Source organism: Streptomyces ferrugineus, assembly GCF_015160855.1.
In the GTDB taxonomy this organism is placed as follows: Bacteria; Actinomycetota; Actinomycetes; order Streptomycetales; family Streptomycetaceae; genus Streptomyces; species Streptomyces ferrugineus.
The window spans coordinates 5575619-5599686 of record NZ_CP063373.1 but is presented as its reverse complement, the minus strand read 5'-3'; the positions used below and the strand labels follow the sequence as shown (position 1 = coordinate 5599686).

Annotated in this window: 11 protein-coding genes; 6 read left to right on the top strand and 5 right to left on the bottom strand. The window is 73.9% G+C overall.

Annotation, left to right across the window (positions count from 1 at the left end; translation table 11 throughout):
- Nucleotides 1-52: 52 nt before the first annotated feature.
- The gene (locus IM697_RS25260; RefSeq protein WP_228044167.1) at nt 53-826 is read right to left on the bottom strand and encodes an AAC(3) family N-acetyltransferase; all 774 of its coding nucleotides are present in this window, start codon (nt 824-826) and stop codon (nt 53-55) included.
- Nucleotides 827-954: 128 nt separating this feature from the next.
- Here IM697_RS25260 and IM697_RS25255 point away from each other — a divergent pair, with 128 nt between their 5' ends.
- Nucleotides 955-1866: a DUF4231 domain-containing protein gene (locus IM697_RS25255; RefSeq protein ID WP_194038388.1), complete on the top strand. Its 912-nt coding sequence runs from the start codon at nt 955-957 to the stop codon at nt 1864-1866.
- 45 nt (nt 1867-1911) lie between these two features.
- Here IM697_RS25255 and IM697_RS25250 read toward each other — a convergent pair whose 3' ends face one another.
- The gene (locus tag IM697_RS25250; RefSeq protein WP_228045021.1) at nt 1912-2436 is read right to left on the bottom strand and encodes a hypothetical protein; all 525 of its coding nucleotides are present in this window, start codon (nt 2434-2436) and stop codon (nt 1912-1914) included.
- 272 nt (nt 2437-2708) lie between these two features.
- On the opposite strand from IM697_RS25250, the gene IM697_RS25245 reads away from it, so the two are divergent.
- Together IM697_RS25245 and IM697_RS25240 are read left to right on the top strand one after the other, a co-directional pair.
- Complete coding sequence (locus tag IM697_RS25245) at nt 2709-4694, top strand: AfsR/SARP family transcriptional regulator (protein ID WP_194038387.1); 1986 nt, start codon at nt 2709-2711, stop codon at nt 4692-4694.
- A 119-nt stretch (nt 4695-4813) separates the two neighbouring features.
- The gene (locus IM697_RS25240) at nt 4814-16585 is read left to right on the top strand and encodes a non-ribosomal peptide synthetase/type I polyketide synthase (protein ID WP_194038386.1); all 11772 of its coding nucleotides are present in this window, start codon (nt 4814-4816) and stop codon (nt 16583-16585) included.
- A gap of 26 nt (nt 16586-16611) precedes the next feature.
- Here IM697_RS25240 and IM697_RS25235 read toward each other — a convergent pair whose 3' ends face one another.
- The gene (locus IM697_RS25235; protein ID WP_194038385.1) at nt 16612-18114 is read right to left on the bottom strand and encodes a metallophosphoesterase family protein; all 1503 of its coding nucleotides are present in this window, start codon (nt 18112-18114) and stop codon (nt 16612-16614) included.
- Between the two features lie 78 nt (nt 18115-18192).
- Complete coding sequence (locus IM697_RS25230; protein ID WP_194038384.1) at nt 18193-19074, bottom strand: MHYT domain-containing protein; 882 nt, start codon at nt 19072-19074, stop codon at nt 18193-18195.
- A 256-nt stretch (nt 19075-19330) separates the two neighbouring features.
- Here IM697_RS25230 and IM697_RS25225 point away from each other — a divergent pair, with 256 nt between their 5' ends.
- Both IM697_RS25225 and IM697_RS25220 read left to right on the top strand, forming a co-directional pair.
- A complete protein-coding gene (locus tag IM697_RS25225) occupies nt 19331-20239 on the top strand; it encodes an arginase family protein (protein WP_194038383.1) in 909 nt (302 codons plus the stop codon).
- A 209-nt stretch (nt 20240-20448) separates the two neighbouring features.
- Entirely contained in the window at nt 20449-21441 is a 993-nt protein-coding gene (locus IM697_RS25220) for an alpha/beta fold hydrolase (protein WP_194038382.1), read from the top strand.
- A gap of 27 nt (nt 21442-21468) precedes the next feature.
- On the opposite strand, the gene IM697_RS25215 is transcribed toward IM697_RS25220, so the two are convergent.
- Nucleotides 21469-22596: an MFS transporter gene (locus tag IM697_RS25215; RefSeq protein WP_194049858.1), complete on the bottom strand. Its 1128-nt coding sequence runs from the start codon at nt 22594-22596 to the stop codon at nt 21469-21471.
- Between the two features lie 217 nt (nt 22597-22813).
- Between IM697_RS25215 and IM697_RS25210 the strand changes: the two genes are divergently transcribed.
- Complete coding sequence (locus IM697_RS25210; protein ID WP_194038381.1) at nt 22814-24049, top strand: MFS transporter; 1236 nt, start codon at nt 22814-22816, stop codon at nt 24047-24049.
- The last annotated feature ends 19 nt before the right edge of the window (nt 24050-24068 follow it).

The window sequence follows — 24068 nt, the reverse complement described above, 5'->3', positions numbered from 1 at the left end:
GCGCGTCCACCTGGCCGGTGGTCCGACGGAGGACGAATCCTCACTCATCCACTCAGGGCAATCCCGAGCGATATCGGGACATTTGCATCCCTGCGTTGTCGACGGCATCGCGCATACCGAGGACGACGACGGCCTTGCCGGCCCACTCCCCGCCGTTCAGGAGACCGCGCGGCAGACGTGCCCCGATCGCGGCGAAGTCACGGTCGTCCAGGACGAGATCCTCGTACGACGTCCAGTTTCCCACGGCCCCGGTCACACATCGGTAGGTGCGGGTCGGCGGCGGTGGCCGCAACCGGTACTCGGCGAGATGGAACGCGCTGCACACCTCGAACCCCACCCGCAGCAGCAGCACTTGGGCGTCCGCCTCGTACAGCGCGGCGAGCGGGGAGTCCTCGCCCAGGTGGCAGTGCGGGTGGTGCCGAGCGAGCAACTCGGCCGCGCGGGGCCCCAGTCCGGTCAGCGAGGTCTGCGGATGCGTGCTGCGCACGGCGCCAGGCATGGTCCGTACGGACTCGGCGAGCGCTCCCATGCTCGGGCACGGTGTCACATCGGGTGCGAAGGGAGGCATCGCCGCCCGGAAGTCCTGCACCTCCCGCTCGGACAGCCCTTCGACCAGCGCCCGATGCGCGCGTGAAGTGTCGGAGTTCTCCGGGGTGAAGGCGGGGGCGACAAGCGTGCCTGCCGGGCCGAGTGCGGCCAGCAGCGCATCCCGTGCGTCCGACGGACTCAGCCCTGTCCCGCTGAGGGACGCGTGCACCATCAGGATCCCGCCGCGGCGGACGCCCAGGTCGATGAGAAGCCGAGTCAGGCTCCCGGCGTCGGGCATGACCTTCCTCCCTCACCGGACGGCCACCCCATGGCCCGCCGCGATGGCGCAAGAGTGGGGTGGCCATCCTCACCATTTCGGTCCCATACTCGGAATTTCTGGGGGGAACGAGCGCTTCGGGGGCGTCGATGAGGGGCATTCCGGGTCCCAGTACGACGGTGGGCGAGAGTGATCTGCCTCCACTCTTCCGGGCAAGCGATCACTGGGCGATCGCCCGTCAGAGCGAGTCGTTCCACGCGGTTCGCACACAACTGGCCCTGCTGCTTCTGGCGGCGGCCTGCGCCATGCTCGCCGAGCGGATCAACAGCCGCATCCCGGTAGCCGTCGCGGCCGTCCTGTACGCGCTGTCCGTCGCTCTCGGCCTGTACAGCTCGCGCCGCAGAGCCCGGGTGCACTGGCAGGTGCACCGGGCCGCCGCCGAGACGTTGAAGTCGCTCGCCTGGCAGTACATGGTCCACGGCGGCCCCTTCCGCTCTGAGGTTCGCGACCCGGACGCCCTGTTCGTGGAGCGGATGGAGGAGCGGCTGCGGGAGCTGCGAAAGGTCGGCTGGGCGGACCCGCGGGACGGGCCGGGCGCCGCCCGCGGCACCGGCCAGATCACCCCCGCCATGCGCGCGGTGCGGTCCAAGCCCTTCGAAGCACGCCGAGACATCTATCTGCGCGATCGCATGCTCGAGCAACTGACCTGGTACCGCAACCGGGCCACACAGGCCCGCCATGCCGCGGGGCGCTGGGCGTATGTCACCGCCATGTTGACGGCGCTCGCTCTGATCGCGGCGGCCCTCAGGGCCATGGGCGGGCTGAGCTGGGATCTGACCGGCCTGCTGAGCGCCGCCGCGGCGGCCGGCGTGGCCTGGCAGGAGGTGCGGCGACACCGGCCGCTGACGCATGCGCACTCCCTCGTCGAACAGGACCTGGAGATGCTCCGGGTCGCGATGGGCACCACCGTGACCGAGAACGGGTGGGCCGAGGCCGTCGCGGAGGCGGAGCGTCTCATGTCGCCGCAGCACACCGACTGGCTGGTCGGCGTCGGGAGTTGACCCGTCGCGGCGACGGCGGCCCGGGGCGGGAACGCCTGCACCGGCTCAGTCGCGCCGTGCGCCCGTGCGCCAGATGACGGTGACGGGGACACCCGTCCGTCTGGCGTAGGCCACGATGTCGCCGGTGCCACCCCGACCCCGGGCCGGCAAGCCGTCCCACACCGCGACGAGCCGGTCGCAGTGATCGACGATCCAGCGGCCGGCAGCGTCGTACGCCTCCTCGTGTGTCGCCTCGACGGGCAGATCGACCCGTGTCGTACAACACCTGAGCAGTCGCTGGTACGCCGCCTTATCCGTCGCGCTGCCGAGGTGGGCCGCGTAGTCCATGCCCGGGATGACGGCGGTGACCGGTACACCGCAGTCCAGGGCGACTTTCGCGAAGAGCTGGTCGGCACCTGCAGCGAGGCTGGTCAGCACCGTCAGATCGGCGCCTTCTCGCAGCAGTTCCCGCATCCGGGAGCGCAGGTGGGGGAGAACCGAGGCGGGAAGAGATCGGTGCCCGGTCACTCCGATGGGGACGACACGTGTCCGGCCCGCGTCGGGGCGGGCGGCGACGGTTTCGTCGGTGATGCTGACCGCAGGGGTTCTCGTCACGACAGAGTCCTTCCCGTCACCTCTGCCGGACTCACCTCGGGTCCGTCGGCGACCCCTGTACGACGACCTGTCACGGCGAGAACACGACATGTCCGCCGATCTCCTGTGGCTCCGATCGCCGGGCTCACGAAAGGGCAGGCCGGACAGGAGGCCCACTGTCTTGGAATCACCACCTATCGTGGAATCACCACGGACCGCGCATTCCGTCGATGTCCGGTGACCCGCGACGGTGGAGGGCGGTGGCAGGCATGGCCCCTGCCTTCGGCGTGCTGGGCCCGGTGACGGCCTGGGACGTGGACGGCAGCGCGATCGGCCTGAAAGGGCCGAGACACCGCTCGGTGCTGGCCCGGCTGATCGTCGCCCGGGGCCGTGTCGTGCCCGTCGCCCGCTTGGTCGACGACCTCTGGACGGACCCGCCCGGCGACGCCGTGGGAGCGGTGCGCACCTTCGTCGCCGCCCTGCGCCGCGCCCTGGAACCCGACCGCCCGCCCCGTACTCCGGCCCGGCTGCTGGTCACCGAGGGCCCGGGTTACGCCCTGCGCGCCGCGCCGGACGCGGTCGACGCGTGGCGGTTCGAGCGGACCGTCGCCGACGCCGCGACGCTCCCGCCGAAGGAGGCGACCGTACGGCTGGAGGAGGCACTCGGGCTGTGGCGCGGGCCCGCCTACGCGGAGTTCGCCGAGCAGCCGTGGGCCCGCGCCGAGAGCCGTCGGCTGGCCGAGCTGCGCCTGCACGCCGTGGAACTGCGGGCCGAGGCCCTGCTCGACCTCGGTCCGGCCGACCGCGTGGCCGCGGACCTGCGGGCGCACGCGGCCGAGCATCCCTGGCGCGAGAACGCCTGGCGCCTGCTCGCCCTGGCCCTGTACCGCACGGGCCGTCAGGCCGACGCCCTCGACGTCCTGCGCAGGGCGCGAACGCTGCTGGCCGACGACCTGGGCATCGACCCCGGCCCCGGGCTGCGCGCCCTGGAGACGGACATCCTCCGGCAGGCCGACCGCCTCGGCCGCTCGCCGGACAATCCGGCCGGCCGGGTCTGGGAGCAGGTCGCCGCCGCCTACGACCGCGCCGTCGCCCCCGACGCCCGCGCCCGCCTGGAGTCCACGACCGGCCTGCTGCGCAACCTCGCGATGACCGGCGGCAGCGGACTGCCGGCCGCCCGCGAGCACCGGGTCGCCGCCGTCGCGGCCGCCGAGGAGCTGGGCGATGCCGAACTGACCGCGCGGGTGATCGGCGCCTACGACGTCCCGGCGATCTGGACCCGCCTCGACGACCCGGAACAGGCCGCACAGGTCGTCGCGGCGGCCGAGCGCACGCTGGCCGCCCTGCCGGGGCAGGCCCGAGCCACGGACCGGGCGCGGCTGCTCGCCACCATCGCCCTGGAGTCGCGCGGCACCCGGAGCGCCCGTGGCCCGCAGGCCGCCCGCCATGCCGAGGAGATCGCCCGCCGCCTCGACGATCCGGCCCTGCTGGCGTTCGCCCTCAACGCCTCCTTCATGCAGTGCTTCGACCGCACCGGGCTCGCGCCACGCCGGGACGCGATCGGCGCGGAGCTGATCGCGCTCGCGGCCCGGCACGGGCTGTCCACGTACGAGATCCTGGGCCACCTCGTCCGCCTCCAAGCCCGCGGCGCCCTCGGGGACTTCACCACCGCCGACCACCACGCGGCCGCCGCCGACGCACTGGCCGCACGGCACGAACGGCCGCTCGTGGGCGTGTTCACCGGCTGGTACGCCGCCCTGCGACTGGACGCCACCGGCCGGGCACCCATGGCCGAGGTGGAGGCGGCCTACCGTGACGCGACCGCCCTGCTCGACGGAGCCGGAATGCCCGGCCTCGCCCACGGCCTGCCGCCCCTCGCGCTGCTGTGTCTGCGCCTGCGGCACTCCATGCCGCTCCGCTTCGACGAGCACACCGACTGGGGCCCGTACGCCCCTTGGACGCGTCCCCTGCTCCTCCTCGACCAGGGCCGCCGCGCCGAGGCCCTCGACGCCCTCCGCGCGACGCCCGAACCGCCCCGCGACCTCCTCCAGGAGGCCCTGTGGTGCCTCACCGCCCGTGCCGCACTGGCCCTGCGCGACCGGCAGACCATGGCCCGCGCCCAGGCCGCCCTCTCGCCTGCGGTGAACGAACTGGCGGGCGCGGGCAGCGGGTTGCTCACTCTGGGGCCGGTCTCGACGCATCTGGGCGACCTCGGCGCCGCCCTTCGAGGAACCGGCCACTCGACCCGCAGGTGAACCGTTCGGCGAAACTCGTCGTCGTACAGGTGAATGATCGACAACGCTCCCGCCGGGTACCCGACGCCGGCGGGGCGCGCCCGCGTGCCCCTCGCCGCGTGCGACGAGGAAGGAAGCACATGCCGACTCCCGGGCCCCCTGCCGCTGTCACCCTCCTCGACGTACTGCTGCGCGCCGCCGAGCAGCACCCCGGCCAGGTCGTCGTCCATGTCCGAGGCGACGGCGACGAGCACACCGTGACCTTCGCCGAGCTCCGCGACGACGCACTGCGCGTGGCGGGCGGCCTGCGCGCGGCGGGACTCCGGCCCGGTACCCCCGTCCCGCTCCTCGCCACCCTCGGCGCTAACTTCCAGCCGATGTTCTGGGGAGCGCTGGCCGCTGGGCTCGTGCCCGTCCCGCTCGCACCGGAGCCGCGCCGGGTCGCACCGGTGTGGGAGTTCCTCGGCCGGCCCGCCGTCCTGGTCGACGACGCCGGCGAGGACCTGTTCGCCGAACTCCCGGAACCGGTGCGGGCCCTGCGGCTGGGCGCGCTGCGCGAGGCCCGCCCGTTGCGCGCGCTGCCCCACCGGAGCCCGCGGGACCTGGCGTTCCTCCAGTTCTCCTCCGGCAGCACCGGCGACCCCAAGGGCGTGGAACTCACCCACCAGGCCGTCCTCGCCAACCTCCGCCAGATCCGCGCCGCCACCGCCGTCACACCCGACGACGTCGTGGCCACCTGGATGCCGTACTTCCACGACATGGGTCTGATCGGCACCCATCTGGTCCCCATGGCGGCCGGTCTGAAGCAGATACGGCTCGAACCCCTCACCTTCGCCAAGCGCCCGGCGCTGTGGCTGGAGTCGGTGGCACGGCACCGGGCGACCCTGCTGTCGGCGGCGAACTTCGCGCTCGCCCTCGCGGTGCGGCGCGTGCCGGCCGGCACCTGGGACCGACTGGACCTGAGTGGTGTACGCCTGATGCTCGTGGGCGCCGAGCCCATCGCACCGCGCGTGTGGCGGGAGTTCACCGCCAAGGCGGAGCCGGCCGGGCTGAACTCCACGGCCATGCTTCCCGTGTACGGACTGGCCGAGTCCACTCTCGCCGTGACGGTGCCCCCGCTCGGGGAGGTCGCCGCGCCCCTGCGCCTGGAGCGCGGGGCGCTGAGCCGAGGCAGGGCCGTCCCCGCGGCACCCGGCCCGGACACCGTCGAGTTCATGGACGTGGGCCGCCCCGTCCCGGACTGCGAGATCCGGGTCACCGACGACTCCGGCAAAGCTCTCGGCGACCGGCGCGTCGGTCATGTCGAGGTGCGCGGTCCGCAGCTCGCACGCGGCTATCACCGCAGTCCCGAGGCGAGCGCGTCCGCGTTCTCCGAGGGCTGGCTGCGCACGGGCGATCTGGGCTTCCTGAGCGAGGGCCGGCTGTGCGTCACCGGCCGGCACAAGGACGTCGTGTTCGTCGGCGGCCGCACCTTCCACGCACCCGACCTGGAGGAGACCGCCGCGGCCACTCCGGGGCTGCCCGAGGGGACGGTGGCGGCGATCGGGTCCCCCGATCCGGACACCGGGGGCGACCGGGTGGTGGTGTTCGTTCAATGGGCAAGACCCGCCCTGGCCACGGCACTTCCGGTGCTGGACGCTGCGGCGGCCCGGGTCCGCGAGGCACTGGGCCACGACGACGTACGGGTGCTGCCCCTGCCACCGGGGGCGTTTCCCCGGACGACCAGCGGCAAGCTGCGGCGAGCGCTGATGCGGGACCGGTTCGAGGCGGGTGCCTACGCGGCCGTCGAGGAGCGGTTGGCGGCGGCGGTGCGGGCGCAGGACCGACCGCGCAGGGACGCGCCGCATTCACGGCATGACGTCGAGGAGGCGATCCGGGGGATCTGGGCACAGGCACTGGACCTCGCCCCGGCGGCCATCGACCGGGACGACCGCTTCTTCGCCCTCGGAGGCTCCTCACTGAAGGCGATGACGGTCATCGCCGGTATCGAGGACGCCTTCTCCGTCACGGTGGAGCCCCGGGCACTGCGCGACCATGACACCGTGGCTGCGCTGGCCCGGCATGTGCTGTCCCTGACCGGGGAGGGTGGCGGAGCGACCGTGGCGGGGCGGGTCTCCAAGGCGTCCGGCGAGCCCTCGGGGAACGGGCCAGTGGCCGTCCTCGGCATGGCCTGCCGCTTCCCCGGCGCCCAAACTCCCGAGGCGTTCTGGGAGTTGCTCCTCTCCGGCCGCGACACGCTGACGGCCGTACCGGAGGACCGATGGGACGACGCCCCCGACCTCTTCGGCTCCTTCCTCCCCGACCCCGCGCACTTCGACGCCGACTGCTTCGGCATGGACGACGAGGAGGCCCGCGCCACCGACCCACAGGCGCGGATCTTCCTGGAACTGGCCCACGAAGCCCTGGAGCGCGCCGGATACGCGGGAGCGCGTCGCAGCGGCCGCAGGGTCGGTGTGTTCGCCGCCGTCGGCGACAGCGGATACCGCGAGATCCTCGCCTCGACCGGCGGCGGCGACCTGGCCGCCCATCCCGGCGCCCTCACCGGCAACCTGCCCAACCTGATCGCCGCCCGCCTCTCCCACACACTGGACCTCGACGGCCCCGCCCTCGCGGTCGACACCGCCTGCTCCTCGGCGCTCGTCGCCCTCCATCTGGCGCGGCGCAGCCTCCAGAGCGGCGAGTGCGACGTAGCCGTCGTCGGCGGCGTCCAACTCGCCCTCACCCCGACCGGCCACCGACTGCTCGCCCGGGCCGGCGCACTGTCCCCGACCGGCGGCAGCCGCCCCTTCGGCGCCGCCGCCGACGGCATCGTGCCCGGCGAGGGCGGAGCGGCCCTCGTCCTGGCCCGTCTCGACGACGCGCTGCGGGACAGCGATCCGGTGCTGGCCCTCGTCCGGGGCACCGCCGTCAACAACGACGGCCGGTCGCTGAGCCTGCTCGCCCCGAACCCGCGCACCCAGCGCGAGGTCATCACCCAGGCATACGGCGAGTGCGGCATCGACCCCGACACGGTGTCGTACGTGGAGGCGCACGGAACCGGCACCCCGGTCGGCGACCCCATCGAGGCCCAGTCCCTCGGGCACGCCTTCCCGCCCCGCGCGGACGGACGGCCGCGCCTGCTCGGCTCGGTCAAGGCCAACGTCGGACACCTGCTCAACGCCGCCGGCATGCCGAGCCTGGTCAAGACGATCCTGGCACTCCGGCACCGGCAGATCCCGCCCTCCCCGAACACCACCCCGCCCGCGCCCTACCTGGAACGCGTCGCCCCCGGCTTCCGACTCGTCACCGAGCGGCGGGAATGGCAGGCCCCAGGGCCCCTGATCGCGGGCGTCAACGCCTTCGGCTTCGGCGGCACCAACGCCCACGCCGTCCTGGAGGAGCCACCCGGACGGACGACCTCCCCGACGCCGCCCGCCGACGGCCCGCACCTGCTCACGCTGTCGGCCCACAGCGCCGACGCGCTCCGGGCGGCCACCGCAGACCTGGCCGTGCACGTCCGCGGGCACCCGTCCCTGCGGGAGGCGGACATCTGCGCCACCGTCAACACCGCCCGGGACGACGGCCGTCACCGTCTCGCCGTGGTCGCCGACGGCGACCTCGCGGACCGCCTCCAGGCCGCCCGCCCGGCGGACTTCACGGTGGCGCGGACCCGGCCCCGCACGGTGTTCCTGCTGCCGGGCCAGGGCGCCCAGACACCCGGCCAGGGCAGAGCCCTGTACCGGTCGGCTCCGGCGTTCCGTGCGGTTCTGGACGAGGCATCGTCGCTGACGGGGCCCGTGCTCGGGCGCTCGCTCGCCGAGTGGTGCCTCGATCCCCGTGTGGCTCCCGGAGAGTTGGCGCGGACGGAGGTGGCTCAGCCGCTGCTCGTCGCGTTCGGGGTGGGGCTGGCCCGGCAGCTGGGGGAGTGGGGCGTGTCCGCCGACGCGGTCGCCGGGCACAGTGTGGGCGAGATCGCGGCGGCGTGTGTCGCCGGTTCGCTGAGCCTGGCCGAGGCGGTCGGGTTCGCCGCGCGGCGCGGGCGGCTGGTGGGCGAGCTGGCCCTCCCCGGAGCCATGGCCGCGGTGCGAGGGGACGAGGACACCGTCGCGGAGTTCGCCGGGTCGGTGAGCATCGCCGCCGTCAACGGGCCCGCGCAGGTGGTGATTTCGGGCGCCGAGGACGCCGTGGACCGTGCCGTCACGGAGCTGACGAGGCGCGGCGTGGCCACGCGGAGGCTCCGGGTGTCCCATGCCTTCCACTCACCGCTGCTGGAACCGGCCCTCGATCCGCTGCGGGACGCCGCCAGGACACTGACGGTGAAACCGTCGGCCGTGCCGATGCTCAGCACGGTCACCGGCGAGTGGCGGCCCGGTCTCACCCCCGCCTACTGGCAGCGGCACGCGGTCGAGCCGGTGCGGTTCGGGGCGGCGGTGGAGCGCCTCCTGGACGAGGGCTACGACACTTTCGTCGAGCTCGGCCCGGGGGACACCCTCGGTGCGGCGGTCCGGGCGGTCGCCGGCCCGCAGGGCGCCGGTGACGTGGAGGTGTTGTCGACGGGACCCTCCTCGGCGACAGGTGCGACACCACGGGCCCTGCTGGAGACGGCCGGTCGGCTGTGGGCACGCGGAACGGCCCTGGACCGGACGACCCCGGCTGCCGGGCGGCCGCGGGTGCCGGTGCCGACGTACCCCTTCCGACGCAGCCGCCACTGGCCGCGCAGGGCCGACGCGGTGCCCGTGGTGCGGCGCCTCGATTGGCGGGCGGCGCCACTCACGCCTGCCGAAGGTCCTGGCGTGGTACGGCTGCTCGGCGGCGACCGGGCGCTCGGCCGGGCGCTGGGCGAGCGGCTCACCGGTCGTGGGGTGACGGTCGTCATGGACGACGCGGTTCACGACCAGGCACCGGCGCCGGCGGACACCGTCGTATGGCTGGCGGAGGCCGAGGCCCCGCACGACCTCGACGCCGCCACGAAGGCCACCGTCACCGCACTGCGCCACGCCCTCGACCACCTCCCCGCCGACTGCTCCCGTCTGCTGGTGGTCACCGAGGACGCCTACGTCACCGGCACGCCGACGCAACGGACGAGCCCCGCGCAGGCACTCCCGCACGGCTTGGCGCTGGCACTCCCGCAGGAACACCCAGGGCTCGCGGCCCGCGGCGTCGACCTGTCCTCCGGCGACACGCTCGCCGCCCGAGTCGACGCCCTGGAGCGGGAGTTGTACTCGGCCCACGAGTCCGGCGCCGGGGGTGCCGTCGCGTGGCGGTCCGGGCGCAGGCTCGGCCGCGCGCCCGACGACGCGGCGGACGCTCCCACCGGGCCCGGGGAACTGCCGCCGGACGGCACCTATCTGATCACCGGGGGAGCCGGAGGGCTCGGTTCGGCACTCGCGCGGGATCTGGCGGGCCGGGGTGCGTGCGAGCTGATCCTGACCGGACGTTCCGCGACCCTGCCCGAGGACCTGCTCGCCGGACTCCGTGCCCGGGGCGCACGGGCGGCCCGGTACCACGCGGCCGACGTGTCCGACGAGGCGGCCGTCGAGGCGCTGTTCGCCGAACTGCCCCCGCTGGACGGGGTCTTCCACGCCGCCGGCACGGTCCGGCCCGGCTCGCTCCGCTCCAAGTCCGACGCGGAGATCGAGCGGACGCTCGCCGCGAAGGTGCGTGGCACGGCACTGCTCGCCGAGGCGCTGCGCCGGCACGGTCAGGAACCGGCCGTACGCGTCGCCTTCTCCTCCGTCTCCTCGGTCCTGCCCGGCCTGGCGGGCGCACTCGGCGACTACGCGGCCGCCAACGCCTTCCTGGACGCCTTCGCCGCCGCCGAGCGCGCGGCGGGCCGCCCCTGGCAGTCGATCGGGTTCGGGCCCGTCGCCGACACGGGACTGGCCGCCGGGGCACCGCCGCGTGCGCGCGGCCTGAGCCCCATGACCCCGGGGGCCGCGATCGCGGGGCTGCGGGCGGCGGTCGCGACCGGGGCCGCTCACGTGCTGGTGACGGCCCCGGAGACGCCCGCACCGGCGCCGGGGCACTCCACCGCGAGTGTGGCGGGACACCCCGTCGCCACCGGCCCCGACGCCGCCCGCACCGCCGACCTGATACGCCGCCTGCTGGCCGAGGCCCTGCACCGGGCCCCCGAGGACATCGCCGACGACGAGCAGTTCCTGGGACTGGGCCTGGACTCGCTCACCGCCGTCGACCTCGCACGCCGCCTGGAGACGGAACTCGGGCTTCCGCTGCCCGCCACACTGCTCTTCGAGTACCGCACGGTCGCCGAACTGGCCACCCACCTCGGCACACAGAGCCCGGAGGCCCGCGAGACGCCCGCCCCCGTGAGCCGCGCCCAGGAGAACCCTCCGAGCCCTCTCACCCCCCTCCAACTCGCCTTCCTCACCACCGAAGCCCTCTACGAAGGCGTCACCGCCTACGGCTGCATACGCCAGACCATCCGCGGCCCCCTCGACCCCGGACTCCTCGGCCGCGCCCTCGCCCGACTCGCCGCCCGCCACCCCATGCTGCGTCTGCGGATCACCGCGGACGGCACACCTCCGCGCCAGTTCATCGCGCCCGCCGGGCCCACCGACACCGCGCCCCGCTGGTACGAGGTGCACGAGCCGGACGCCGCCGCGCCACCACTGCCCGAGCTCGAACAACGGCTGTACAACCGTCCCTTCGACCTGACCGTCGAAGACCCCGTCCGTGCCCTCCTCGTCCGCGACCGCGACGAAGCACACCTCCTCCTCGTCGTCCACCACAGCGCGGCGGACGGCTTCAGCCTGAAGGTGCTGTGCGAGGAACTCTGGTCGCTCTACACCTCCCTCGCCCACGGCCGCCCCGGCGAACTCCCGCCCTTGTCCACCGAGTTCGCCGACTACGCGGCCCTCGTCGACGCCGATCGCCGCTCCCCGGCCTTCATCCGGGACCAGCGGTACTGGCGTGAGCGCATCGCCGGGCACACGCCTGCGGCACTGCCGTACGACGGCGATCCGCAAGCCCTCCCGGCGCCGCCGCTCACCCACCACCAGTCGACCCTCGACGCGTCGCTCACGGCCACGCTGCGCGAGGTGGCGGCCCGGCACGACGTCTCCCTCTTCCATCTGCTGCTCGCCGTCTACGGCCGCTGCCTGGCCCGTTGGGGCGGACAGCCGGCCGTCGCCGTGAACGTGGCGCGTGCCCGGCGGGAGGCGCCGCTGCCCGGGATCGACCGGCTCGTCGGTCCGCTCGCCGACACCCTCCCGGTGTTCGTCACCGTCGACCCGGACGAGCCCGTGACCGCGCTGGCCCGGCGGCTGCGGCGCAGCTGGCGCGAGGCCGAGTCCCACGCGACGCTCACCAGCCCCGACATCGCCGCGCTGCTGCCCGCCACCGGCCCCGCGCCCCGTACGGTCGCCCCGGCCGGGTTCAGCTTCGCCCGTTTCCCCGTGAGCCATGGCCGCGACTGGCCGGTCACCGTGACCCCGACCGCGGCGGCCACCGCCTCCGCGGCGACCAGGCTGGGACTGCTGTGCTGGGAGTCGGACGACACCCTGCACTTCTCCTGGAACCACCCCGCGCACCTCTTCCGCCGCGAGACCGTAGAGCGCCTCGCAAAGGAGTACGCGCTCGAACTGCGAGCGGCGGCCGAGCAGTCCGCCCCGGACCGCGCCGAGGGGGTGGCCGACCGGCTGTCCGCCCGGTTCCGCGCGACTCCGTCGGCCGTCGCGGTGCACACCGGCCGCACCACCCTCACCTACGCCCGACTCGACGCCGCCTCCACCGCCCTCGCCTCCCGGCTGCGGGCGAGCGGCGTAGGCCCGGGCGATCTGGTCGGCCTGCTCACCGATCCCGGCCCGGACACCGTCGTGGGCGTGGTGGGCATCCTTCGGGCGGGCGCCGGGTGGGTGCCGCTGGACCCGACCCATCCCGTGGCCCGGATGCGGGACCAGGTGGCCCGCACGGGCGTCACCACAGTGGTCTGCCACACGGCGACGCGCACAGCGGCCACCGCGCTGGACGGCATCACCCCGGTCATGGCCGACGACCGGTCCCCGGTCTCGCCGAGCCCCGTCGGGCAGCCACCCGCCGACCCGGACGCCATCGCCTACGTGATCTTCACCTCGGGTTCCACGGGCCGCCCCAAGGCGGTCCCCATCACCCACCGCTCCATGCTCACCTACCTCGACTGGTCCCTGAGCACCTTCGGCTACGGCCCCGGCGACCACCTCGTGCAGACCGCGTCCGTCTGCTTCGACGCGTCCGTACGCCAGTTGCTGGCGCCGCTGCTGGCCGGCGCCACCGTCCACACCCTGACCCGGGACCTGCTGCGCGACCCCGAGGCGCTCCTGGACCGCCTCGTCGACGACCGGATCACGGTGTGGAGCTCGGTGCCGACGCTGTGGGAGCGGCTGCTGACCGCCGCCGAGACCCGGGCAAGGCGGGACGGGACACCCCCGGACCTGTCGGCACTGCGCTGGGTGCACGTAGGCGGGGAGGCGCTGCCCGCCGCGCACGTACGCCGGTGGTTCGACCTGCTCGACACATGCGGGGGCGCGGCGGGGCACAGGATCGCCAACCTGTACGGGCCCACCGAGGCCACCATCAACGCCACCTGCCACATCATCGACACCCGGCCCGCCGACGACGTACGGCAGTTGCCCATCGGCCGTCCCGTGGCCGGGACCGAACTGGCCGTCGTCACCGAGGACGGACGCCCCTGCGCTCCCGGCGAGGCCGGTGAACTGCTCATCGCCGGAACCGGGCTGACCCCGGGCTACCTCCACGAGCCGCAGCTCACCGCGGAGGCCTTCGTCGAGCGCGACGGTCGCCGCTGGTATCGCAGCGGTGACCGGGTCCGGCACAGCCCGGACGGTGTACTGGAGTTCCTCGGCCGTCTCGACGACCAGGTCAAGGTCCGCGGCCACCGAGTGGAACTCGGCGAGGTAGAGGCCGCGCTGCTCACCCACCCGGACGTCGCCCGTGCCGCCGTACTGCTCGTCGACGGCCGCCTGGAGGCGTACCTCGAACCCCGGACCGCGGCGGCCGAGCCGGACACGCGCGAGGTGCGCGCCTTCCTGTCCCGCGCGCTGCCGCCGTACATGCTGCCCGGACGCATCCACACGCTCGCGTCGATGCCCCTGACCGGCACCGGCAAGATCGACCGCAACCGGCTGCCGACGGCCGGCGAGGGCGCCTCGGCAGAGGCCGACACCGCCGCCCCCGAGTCCGGAACCCCGCCCGCCACCCCCACCGAGCACACGGTGGCGCGCCTCTGGGCGGCCCTGCTCGACGCACCCCACGTCACCCGTGAGGACGACTTCTTCGACCTCGGCGGCGACTCCATCCTGGTGCTGGAGCTCTTCGCCCGCCTGCGCGAGGAGCTTCCCGTGGTCCCACGGCCCACGACCGTCTACACCCACCGCACGCTCGGCGCCCTCGCGACGGCCCTCGACAGCGCCGCCGCGACTCCCGCGCCGGACCCGACTCCCGCGCCGGACCCGACCTCCGCGCCGGACCCGGCCCCCGCCACCGTGCGGTCCGCGGATCCCTATCCCCTCACGCCCTCCCAGCGGGGCTTCCTGCTCGCCGAGACCATCGCCCCCGAGGCGGGCACCGGTTGGCTCGCCCGGTTCCGGCTGAGCGGGCCACTGCGCCCGGACGTCCTCCAGCGCGCCGTGGACGTCCTGGTGGCCCGGCATCCGATGCTGCGCACCGTCTTCCCCGCGGGTGCCCGCCCGCCCGTACAGCAGGAGCTGCCCGACTCGCTGCGCCTGCCCGTCGAGACGGAGACCCTCGCACACCCCGGCCTGCTGGAGCGGCGCATCGCCGAGGAGGCGCGGCGCCGACTGGAGCCCTGGGCCTGGCCGTTGCTCCGGATGCGGCTGTTCACGGTGACTCCCGCCGAGCACGTCCTCCTCGTCCACGCCCACCACCTCATCGGCGACGGCTACAGTGCCGCCCTCCTCACCAGGGAACTGCTCACCGCCTACGACCACCTCGACCGAGGGCTGCCGCACGGGCTGCCGCCGCTCGACAGCACCTTCCGCGATCACGTCACCCGGTCCGCCGTACGGCCACGCCCGCACGGACCCGAGGCCGAGTCGTACCGCGCCCGTCTCCGCGCGCCCTACACGCCACCCGTGCTGCGCCGGCCGGCCACCGAGGGCACCGACCCGCAACCGGCCTTCCACACCGCCGGATTCACCGTGGACCCGGCCACGACCGGCGGGTTGCGCAGACTCGCCCGAGCGGCCCACCGCACGCTGTACGCGCCGCTGCTCACCGCGTACCACCGCGTCCTCGCCGAACTCACCGGGCAGCGCGACCTGATGCTCGGACTCGCCGTCACCGGACGCGAGGAGTCCACGGCGGACGCGCATCGGGTGTTCGGCCCGTTCGCGGAGGCGGTGGCACTGCGCCCCGCACTGCGGGGCGACGCCTTTGCGGACGACCTGCGGCGGCTGGCGGCCGAGGCGGAGCTGGCCCGGGCCGAAGGGCCCAGCGAGCTGCGCACGGCGGCGGGACTGCCGAGCCACGCCCAGTTCTTCTTCACCTTCCTCGACTTCACCTCCCTGGGCGCCGAGACGGGCGGCAGCCTGTCACTGCACCCCGACGAGTCCGACACCTCGCTCGCCCCGCCGCCGCTCGGCACCGATGTGTTCCTGGCCGTGCGGCCGTTGGCGGACGGTGCGGGCCTGCGCGTCACGGTGCGGGCCTCGGCGGCCGCCCTCACCGCCGGTGAGGTGACCGGGTTCGCCGAGGACATGCGCAGGCAGCTCGGCCAGGCCGTGCGCGGCCCCGGCCGCCGTCGGCGACCGCGGCTCGACGCCGCGCTCGTCGGATACCTGCCGGCGCCGCAGCACCTCGCCGCTCTCGCGGGGCTTGCGCACGACAGCCCCGGGCTCGGCCGGGAGGAGATCCGTTCCCTCCTCTTCCCGGACGGCCGCGCCCGTCTGCTGGAGGAGACCGGGACCGCGCTCGGTGACTCGGGCTTCGTCGCCCTCCCGCTCTTCGCCGACGAACTGGCCCCGGCCGGCGACCTGGCCGCCCGCACCGCCCGCGCCGTCGAGCACGCCGCCGCACTGGGCGCGGGCTGCGTCTCGCTCGCGGGCATGATCCCGGCGCTCACCGGCTACGGCTACGACGTCCTGCGGGAGACCACCACCGACGCGGCGATCACCACCGGACACGCCTCGACGACCGTCGCCGTCGTGAAGACCGTCCAGGCCGCGCTCACGGCGACCGGCCGCCGTCTCGACGAGCTGTCCCTCGCCGTCGTCGGCTGCGGCTCGATCGGCACCTCGTCGCTACGACTGCTGCTGGCGACGGCTCCCCGCCCGCCGGCCGGGCTGCTGCTGTGCGACCTGCCCGGCAGCACCGCGCGACTTCAGCGGCTGGCGGCGGAGCTGGCGTCCGAGTACCCGGCGACGCGGATCCAGGTCGTCGAGTCGGGACCGATGCTGCCCGCAGCCTGCTACGCGGCCGACGTGATCGTCACCGCCGTCAGCGGCGCGACGAACCTCCTGGACGTCGATCGGCTGCGCCCCGGCACGATCGTGGTCGACGACTCCTTCCCGCACTGCTTCGACACCGCGAGCGCCCTGGACCGGACGATCCGGCAGCGGGACGTCCTGGTCGTCGGAGGCGGCCTGCTGGCCCTCGACTTCACTCGGACCCGGCTCGGCGACGACCTGCCGGACGTGGCGAGCGCGGGCTTCGCCATGCGGCCCGGCATCAAGGGCACCCTGGCCTCGTGCCGGCTGGAGTCACTGCTCCACGCCCACCTCGGAGCTCTCGGCCGGCCAGGGACCGAACTCCCCCTGACACACGGCCTGGTCGACCTGCCCCGGGCCCTCGCCCACTGGGACGCGACCGAGGCGGCCGGGGTGCGGGCCGCCCCGCTGCACCTGCTCGACCGGGTCATCGTCCCGGACGCCGACCCGCGGCCGGGCCGAGCCCGGTAGCCACGCTCACGCCCGGATCGCCGCGCTCAGATCAGCGGGATCGTCACCTCGTCCTCGACCGGCGGTCGCAGCTCCTGGGCGCGGTTGCCCGTCGCGGCGTAGCAGCGCAGACGGACCGTCTCCGGAGTGACGTCGAGGCGGAGGAACTGCTTGAAGAACGGCGGGCTGTACGTCGCCGAGCTCGGGGAGAACAGCGACGTGTAGATCTTGCGCACGGGAAGGCGGAACCGCTTGGCCCGGTCGGGGCGGCGTCCGGTGCCCAGCAGGCCCGCGACCAGCCGCGTGCGCCATGTGATGCGGGCGTCCGGGGCCGCCGCGCGACCCGGTTGGATCTCCAGCCGTTCGGCGATGACGGCCGTGGCCTGCGCCTCGGTCAGCGTGAAGAAGCGGCGCAGGCGCAGCCGGCGGCCGTAGAGCGTGCTGTAGAAGGCCAGGGAGTCGCCGCGCAGCGGATAGCAGCGGAACTCCTTCTCGGTGACGTTCGCGATGTCGACCCGGGGGATGGTGTGCGTGGCGTGCATGAACGCGCCGCCGCCGCCCGAGACGACGTACTGGATCGTGCGGCCGTCCACCTGGACCGGATAGCGCTGGTAGTTGTGGATGTCGCCTCCTATCGCCGCGACATAGCGGTGGGCCGGGTCGCGGACGATGTCGTCGACGGTGCCGCCGCCCTCGATCTCGCAGGGGTGGTGTTCGCCGTCCACGTACAGGGGCGAGCCCGTGATGAGGATCTTCGGACGCGGGTCCTTGGAGACCTCGCGCAGCCACGCGCCCTGCTCGGCGTCGAGCGTGCCGAGCAGCCCGGTGTCGATGGCTATCAGCCGCACCGGCCCGGCGTCGATCGCCCAGTACGGCCCCGGCTGGGCGGCCTGTTGGGCGGCGGCCGACCGCAGCTTCCTGGCCTCGTCCAGCCGTTGGCCGTCACCCTTGCGCGGCCGGTGCCACAGCAGCTCCCGCAGCCGGGCCCGGCTGAACGGGCGCGGCGCGGGCTCCGGGGCCAGGGGCGGGGCGTCGTCGCAGAAGACGCGCATGAACGCGCCGAGGTCCTCGTACCAGTCGTGGTTGCCCGGTATCGCGTAGATGGGCGCCTGATAATCCTGGTAGGGCCGGAAGAACTTGGTGCCGTATTCGTCGGCACTGCCGACCGGGTAGATCACATCGCTGGTGAGGACCGTGAACCTGGTGTCCTGACCCACCTTCAGAAGCCCGGGCACCACGGCGTATTGGGGATCGTCGCCCTCGCCGGTGTCACCGATGACGAGGAACGAGAACCGGTCGGGGTCGTCCCGCCGGATCACCTTGTCGGCGGGTGCGCCGGCGGCCGTGCGCTGCGCCACCCAGCGGCTGCGGGTACGGCCCGTGGGGTCCCCGAACCAGGACGCCAGCACGCCGTTGCGCGCGGCCCACAGCATCCGGGGGTCGAGCCACGAGATCTTCTCGACCTTGGGCGGCATCAGCCGCTTGTACGTGCCGAGTTCGGTGGCGCCCCAGCCGGCGCCCTCGGCGGTATCGCGTGAGGAATCAGACACCGGTGCACCGTAACAATGATCTAGAGAACGGCGAGAGGGGGAGCCGGGGCGCCGTGCGTCGGCCGGCCCCCGCCCCGGTCACCACTTGCGGGCGTAGGGCTTGCGGCGTGGCTCCGGCGTGTCGCCGGATGCCCCGAACCCCGAGTCGTGGCGCGGCTGTTGGGCCGCGGCCCCGCTCGGTCCGTCCCGTCGGCCCCGGTCCGTGCCGGAGCGGCTCCTCTCGCCGTCGCCGAGCACCAGGAGCGGGTCGAACATCACCACCACTCCGGCCAGCAGGAGGAAGATGATCGGCCCCAGCAGCATGGGCAGCAGCAGCGAGCTGGGCGAGTCCCCGGCCCACGACGCGCCCGTCGTGCCGTGCAGGTGCACACTGACGGCCGCCATGCCCGTGTAGTGCATCCCGGAGACGGCCACTCCCATGACGAGGCTCGCCCCGAGGCTGGTCAGGAATCCGCGGATGGTCACGGCCGCCCACAGCGCGGCGGTCGCGGCGACGATCGCGATCAGGACGGAGAGCCCGACGGTGAACGCGTCGTACTCGATGTCACCGTCGAGCCGCAGCGCCGCCATTCCCAGATAGTGCATGGCCGCCACCCCGAGCCCGGTGATCACCCCCGCTCCGGTCAGCGCGGCCCGCCCGGCGCCGAGATAGCCGACCATGAACACGCCGATGCCGACGACGAAGATCGCCACGGCCAGGCTGAGGACGGTCAGCCCCGTGTCGTACCGGATCCGGGTCTCCTCGACCTGGAAGCCGATCATGGCGATGAAGTGCATCGTCCAGATGCCGCAGCCGATCGAGGCGGCACCGAGCGCCAGCCAGCCCGGCTTCCACGACTGTCCGCCGAGCAGGGTCCGCACGATGCACCGCAGCCCCAACGCCCCTCCCAGGCAAGCCATCAGATAGGCCGCCACCGGGGTCACCGCACCGTAGCGGAACCCGTCAACCGTGCCTTGCATAAGCCAACTCCCCCCTGAGTCATGGCCTGTTGTGGAGCTAGGTGTACGTGGCAGGAGAGTGCAAAAGCAAGCGTTTACCGTCGGTAGCGGTTGAACTTTGCATCACGAGGGTTGGACTCCGGTCACACAGGGATCAGATCCGGCCAGACGGAGGCCGGGCCCGGGAATGTCTGCTAAGGCCACGAGTGGTGTCGGCCCGGTGGATGTGGCACAGATGGAGTACGGGACGGCAGACAGCGCCGGAAAGGGGCCGGACATGCGGCGACTCGCGATCATCGAGGCACCGTCCGTGCTGGGCCTGCGGCCGTCCGGAGTCCAGGAGCTGCCGGCGGCTCTCCTGGACGCCGGTCTGCTCACCGATCTCGACGCGGTACGGGCGGGCCGGATCGAGCCACCGGCATACGATCCGACACGCGACGCCGACACGGGCGTGCTCAACCCGCGCGGCATCGCCGAGTACTCGGTCCGACTGGCCGACGCCGTCGGCGACGTCCTCGACGCCGGCCGCTTCCCGGTCGTCCTCGGCGGCGACTGCACCGTCCTGCTCGGCAACCTCCTCGCCCTGCGCCGCCGCGGACGCCCCGGACTGCTGTTCCTCGACGGCCACACCGACTTCTACCAGCCCTCGGCCGAGCCGTACGGCGAAGCGGCCTCGATGGAACTCGCCCTGGCCACCGGCCGCGGCCCCGGGCTGCTCACCGACCTGGAGGGCCGCGGGCCCCTGGTGCGGGACGAGGACGTCGTGGCCCTCGGCTTCCGTGACGCGGACGACTCCGCCCGGGCCGGAAGTCAGCCCCTGCCGGCCGGGCTGCACGCGATCGACCTCGACGGTGTCCGCGAGTCCGGTGCGGACCGTGCCGCGCGCCGGGCCGTCGACCGGCTCACCGCCGCTGCGATCTACGAGTTCTGGGTGCACCTCGACGTCGACGTCCTGGACGACGCGATCATGCCCGCCGTCGACTACCGACAGCCGGACGGGCTGACCTGGCGGGAACTGGAGGGCGTGCTGAGCACGGCACTGGGCGAGCCGAGAGCCGTAGGGCTGGACGTCACGATCTTCAACCCCCGTCTCGACCCGGACGGCACGATCGCCGGCCAACTCGCCGGATGCCTGCGCCGGGCACTGTCGGCGGGTGCCGACACGGACCTCACCGGGGGCGGTTGACGGGCAGGACGTGCGGGATCGGGAGGTGGGTGGGCGCGGCCGGGGGGCCGGACCTGGAGGTGGTCGGGCGCGGCCGGGGGGCGGACCTGGAGGTGGGACGGCGAGGCCGGGAGGCCGGACCTGCGACTTTGCCGAATCGGCAAGGAGACTCGCGACGCTCCTCCCTGCCGACGCAGGATGACGGAACCCCGCGCAGCCCCGGAGGAAACATGCCCCACGCCGCCCGTGCAACGGACGTCATCCACCGCCTGGTACCGGCTCCCGCCGGCCGGATCCACCTCGCCGAACAGGGAGCCGGACCCCTGGTCCTCCTGGTGCACGGCTTCCCCGAGTGCTGGTACTCGTGGCGCCACCAGCTCCCCGCGCTGGCGGCGGCCGGATACCGCGCGGTCGCCGTCGACGTGCGCGGATACGGCCGCTCCGCCAAGCCTGAGGCGCTCGACGCCTACCGGATGCTGGAGCTGGTGGCGGACAACGTCGCCGTGGTGGAGGCGCTCGGCGAGCGGTCGGCGGTCATCGTGGGGCACGACTGGGGCGCGACCATCGCCGCCACCTCCGCTCTGCTGCACCCCGAAGTGTTCCACGCGGTCGGGCTGCTGAGCGTGCCCTACACCCCGCCCGGCGGTCCGAAACCGAGCGAGGCGTTCGCGCGGATGGGCGGCCCGGAGGAGTTCTACGTCTCCTACTTCCAGCAGCCGGGGCGTGCCGAGGCCGAGATCGAGCCCGACGTCCGCGGCTGGCTCGCGGGCTTCTACGCCGCCCTGTCCGCCGACACCATGCCGGGACCCGGCGCCCCCGACCCGCACTTCGTCGCCCACGGCGGCACACTGCGCGACCGCTTCCCCGCCGGGCGGCCGCCCGCCTGGCTGGCGGAGTCCGACCTGGACGTCTACGCGGGGGAGTTCGAGCGCACCGGCATGACCGGGGCCCTCAACCGTTACCGGAACATGGACCGCGACTGGGCCGACCTGGCCGACCACACCGGCGCCCCCCTCACCCAGCCCTCGCTGTTCCTCGGCGGCGCGCTCGACGCCTCCACCACCTGGCTGGCCGACGCGATCAAGGCCTACCCCACGACCCTGCCCGGTCTGCGTTCCTCGCACCTCCTCGACGGCTGCGGCCACTGGATCCAGCAGGAACGCCCGCAGGAGACCAACCGGCTGCTGACCGACTGGCTCGCCGCCCTGCCGGAGATCGCGTAGGTCTCCCACGGCCTCACGGGCCGGGGCTCACGCCCGCACCGGCACCGGCCGCCGGACCAGATAGCCGGCGGCCGTCAGGACCAGGACGGTCATGCAGGCGATGAACACCAGGCCCGCCCCCTCCAGCCCGATCGGACCCGTCAGCACCCCCACCCCGACGACCGGCAGCGAGATACCCCCGTACGCCACCACGAACAGCGTCGAGATCACCGCCGCCCGCCGGTCCGCCGGCGAGGCATCGGTCACCGCGGACAGCGCCGCGCGAAACGAAAGCCCCTGACCGCTCCCGCCGACGATCGCGCTCGCCACCACCAGCGGCAGCAGGTCCCACCACAGCGCCCCGGCGAGCAGCGCCAGCCCGACGAGGAGTGCCGCGCAGCCCAGCGGCAGCGCCCGGCTCACCCCGACCCGGCCGACGGCCAGTTGCCCGGCGGTCGAGGCGAAGAAGGCCATCGCCACGACCAGCCCGCTCACGGCGTGGTTGCGCTCGTGCAGGGACTCGGCGAGGAACGCCGGGCTGACCGAGGTGAACACGCCGAACAGGGCGAAACCCACGAAGGAGGCGGTGGCCGCCGGACCGAACACCGACCGCACCTGCGGCGGCAGGCTGGGCCGCTGCGGCCGTACGGTGCTCAGCGGCCGCCGCTCCCGCACGGTCTCCGGAAGCGACAGCACCACGGCGACCGAGCAGACCGCCAGAGCGAGGTGCACGACGAACGGCAGATACAGCGGCCAGGGAGCGTACTGCGCCAGCACCCCGGCGAGCAGCGGACCGCAGCCCAGTCCGCCCATGTTGGCGGCGGTCGCGACGAACGTGGCCCGGGCGGCGCCGCCACGCGGCGCCAGCTCCATCACATACGCCGTGGCGGCCCCCGTGAGCAGACCGGCGGACAGCCCCGACAGCAGCCGGCCCACATACAGCCAGCCCAGCGCCGAGGCGCTCAGGAAGCAGACGGCACTCGCGGCGGCACAGCCCAGGGCCGAAACGATCACCGGCCGCCTGCCCACGGCGTCCGAGGCGTTGCCCGCGAGCAGCAGCACACCGATCACCGCGAAGGCGTACACGGCGTACACTACGGTGACCGTCAGCTCGGAGAAGCCGAACTCCTCCTGGTAGTGGCCGTACAGGGGCGTCGGCAGCGTGGTGCCCGCCATTCCCACGGCGAACACCGCACCGCCGAGCAGACACGCCCGCCACCCGCCGCTCACCTCTCGCCCACCGTTGCGCACGCCTCCAGCTTGCGCCCGCCGCACGGGGCCACCCGCGGCGGCGCGCAGGGAATTCACCCGCCGCCCGGGGCACGACTTTCGTCCAAGCGCCGCCGATCTTTGTCCATGGGCGGGACGCGCTGTCACGGGCGACGGTGGACGCATGAGCGAATTCGGCGCCGCGGACACGGACTTCGTCCTACGCAACCGCCCGCACGAACGGCGACGGACGCCAAGTGGACTGATCGCGCTGGCACTCGGCGGCTTCGGCATCGGCCTGACCGAGTTCCTGATCGCCGGGCTGCTGCCGCAGGTGGCGTCGAGCTTCGCGGTGTCCGAGGCGGCGGCGGGCCGGCTGATCTCCGGATACGCGCTGAGCGTCGCGATCGGCGCGCTCGTCCTGACCGCGGCGACGGCGCGACTGCCCCGCAAGGCGGTCCTGGTGGGCCTGGTGGCGCTGTTCGTCGTGGGCAACCTGCTGTCCGCCGTGGCGCCGAGCTATCCGGTGATGCTGCTCGGCCGGATCGTCGCGGCGCTGTGCCACGGCTCGTTCTTCGGCATCGGCTCGCTGGTCGCGCGCAGCCTGGTCGCGCCCGAGCGCAAGTCCCGCGCGGTGGCGGTCATGTTCGCCGGACTCACCGTCGCGAACGTGCTGGGGGTGCCGTTCGGCGCGTGGATCGGGGAGCGCTGGGGCTGGCGGGCGGCGTTCTGGGCGGTCACCGCGATCGGCGTGCTGGCGCTGGCGGGCATCGTCGCCCTCGTCCCCGGGTGGGCGGGTCAGACACCGCAGGGCGGTTCGGGTCCGCCGAGCGGCCTGCGGGCCCAGCTTCGCGCCTTCCGGTCGGCTCAGGTCTGGCTCACCCTGACGGCCACCGCGCTCGGCTACGGCGGGATGTTCGGCGCGTTCAGCTACATCGCCTACACCTACACCGAGGTCGGCGGATTCTCCCCGGGGGACGTCTCCTGGTTGCTGATGGTGTACGGCATCGGACTGGTCGTCGGGAACGTGATCGGCGGACGGGCGGCCGACCACGACCGTGACCGTGCCCTGGTCCTCGCCCTGCTCGGACTCACCGTCGTCCTGGCGGTGTTCGGCCTGCTGGCCGACAGCCCCGTCGCGACGGTGACCCTGACGTTCCTGATGGGGGTGTCAGGGTTCGCCGGCGTGCCCGGCATGATCACCCGCGTGACCGACTTCGCGCACGGAGCCGCCCTGGCCGCCAGCGCGAACGTGTCCGCCTCCAACGTCGGCAACGCCCTCGGCGCCTGGCTCGGCGGTCTGGCCATCACCGCGGGACTCGGCTACACCGCGCCCCTCCACGTCGGCGCCGGGCTCACCCTGACGTCCGTGGTCGTCATGGCCGTTGCCGCACACCGGGCGGCAAGACCCGCGGCATGAGCGGTCCGGCCGGACCGCT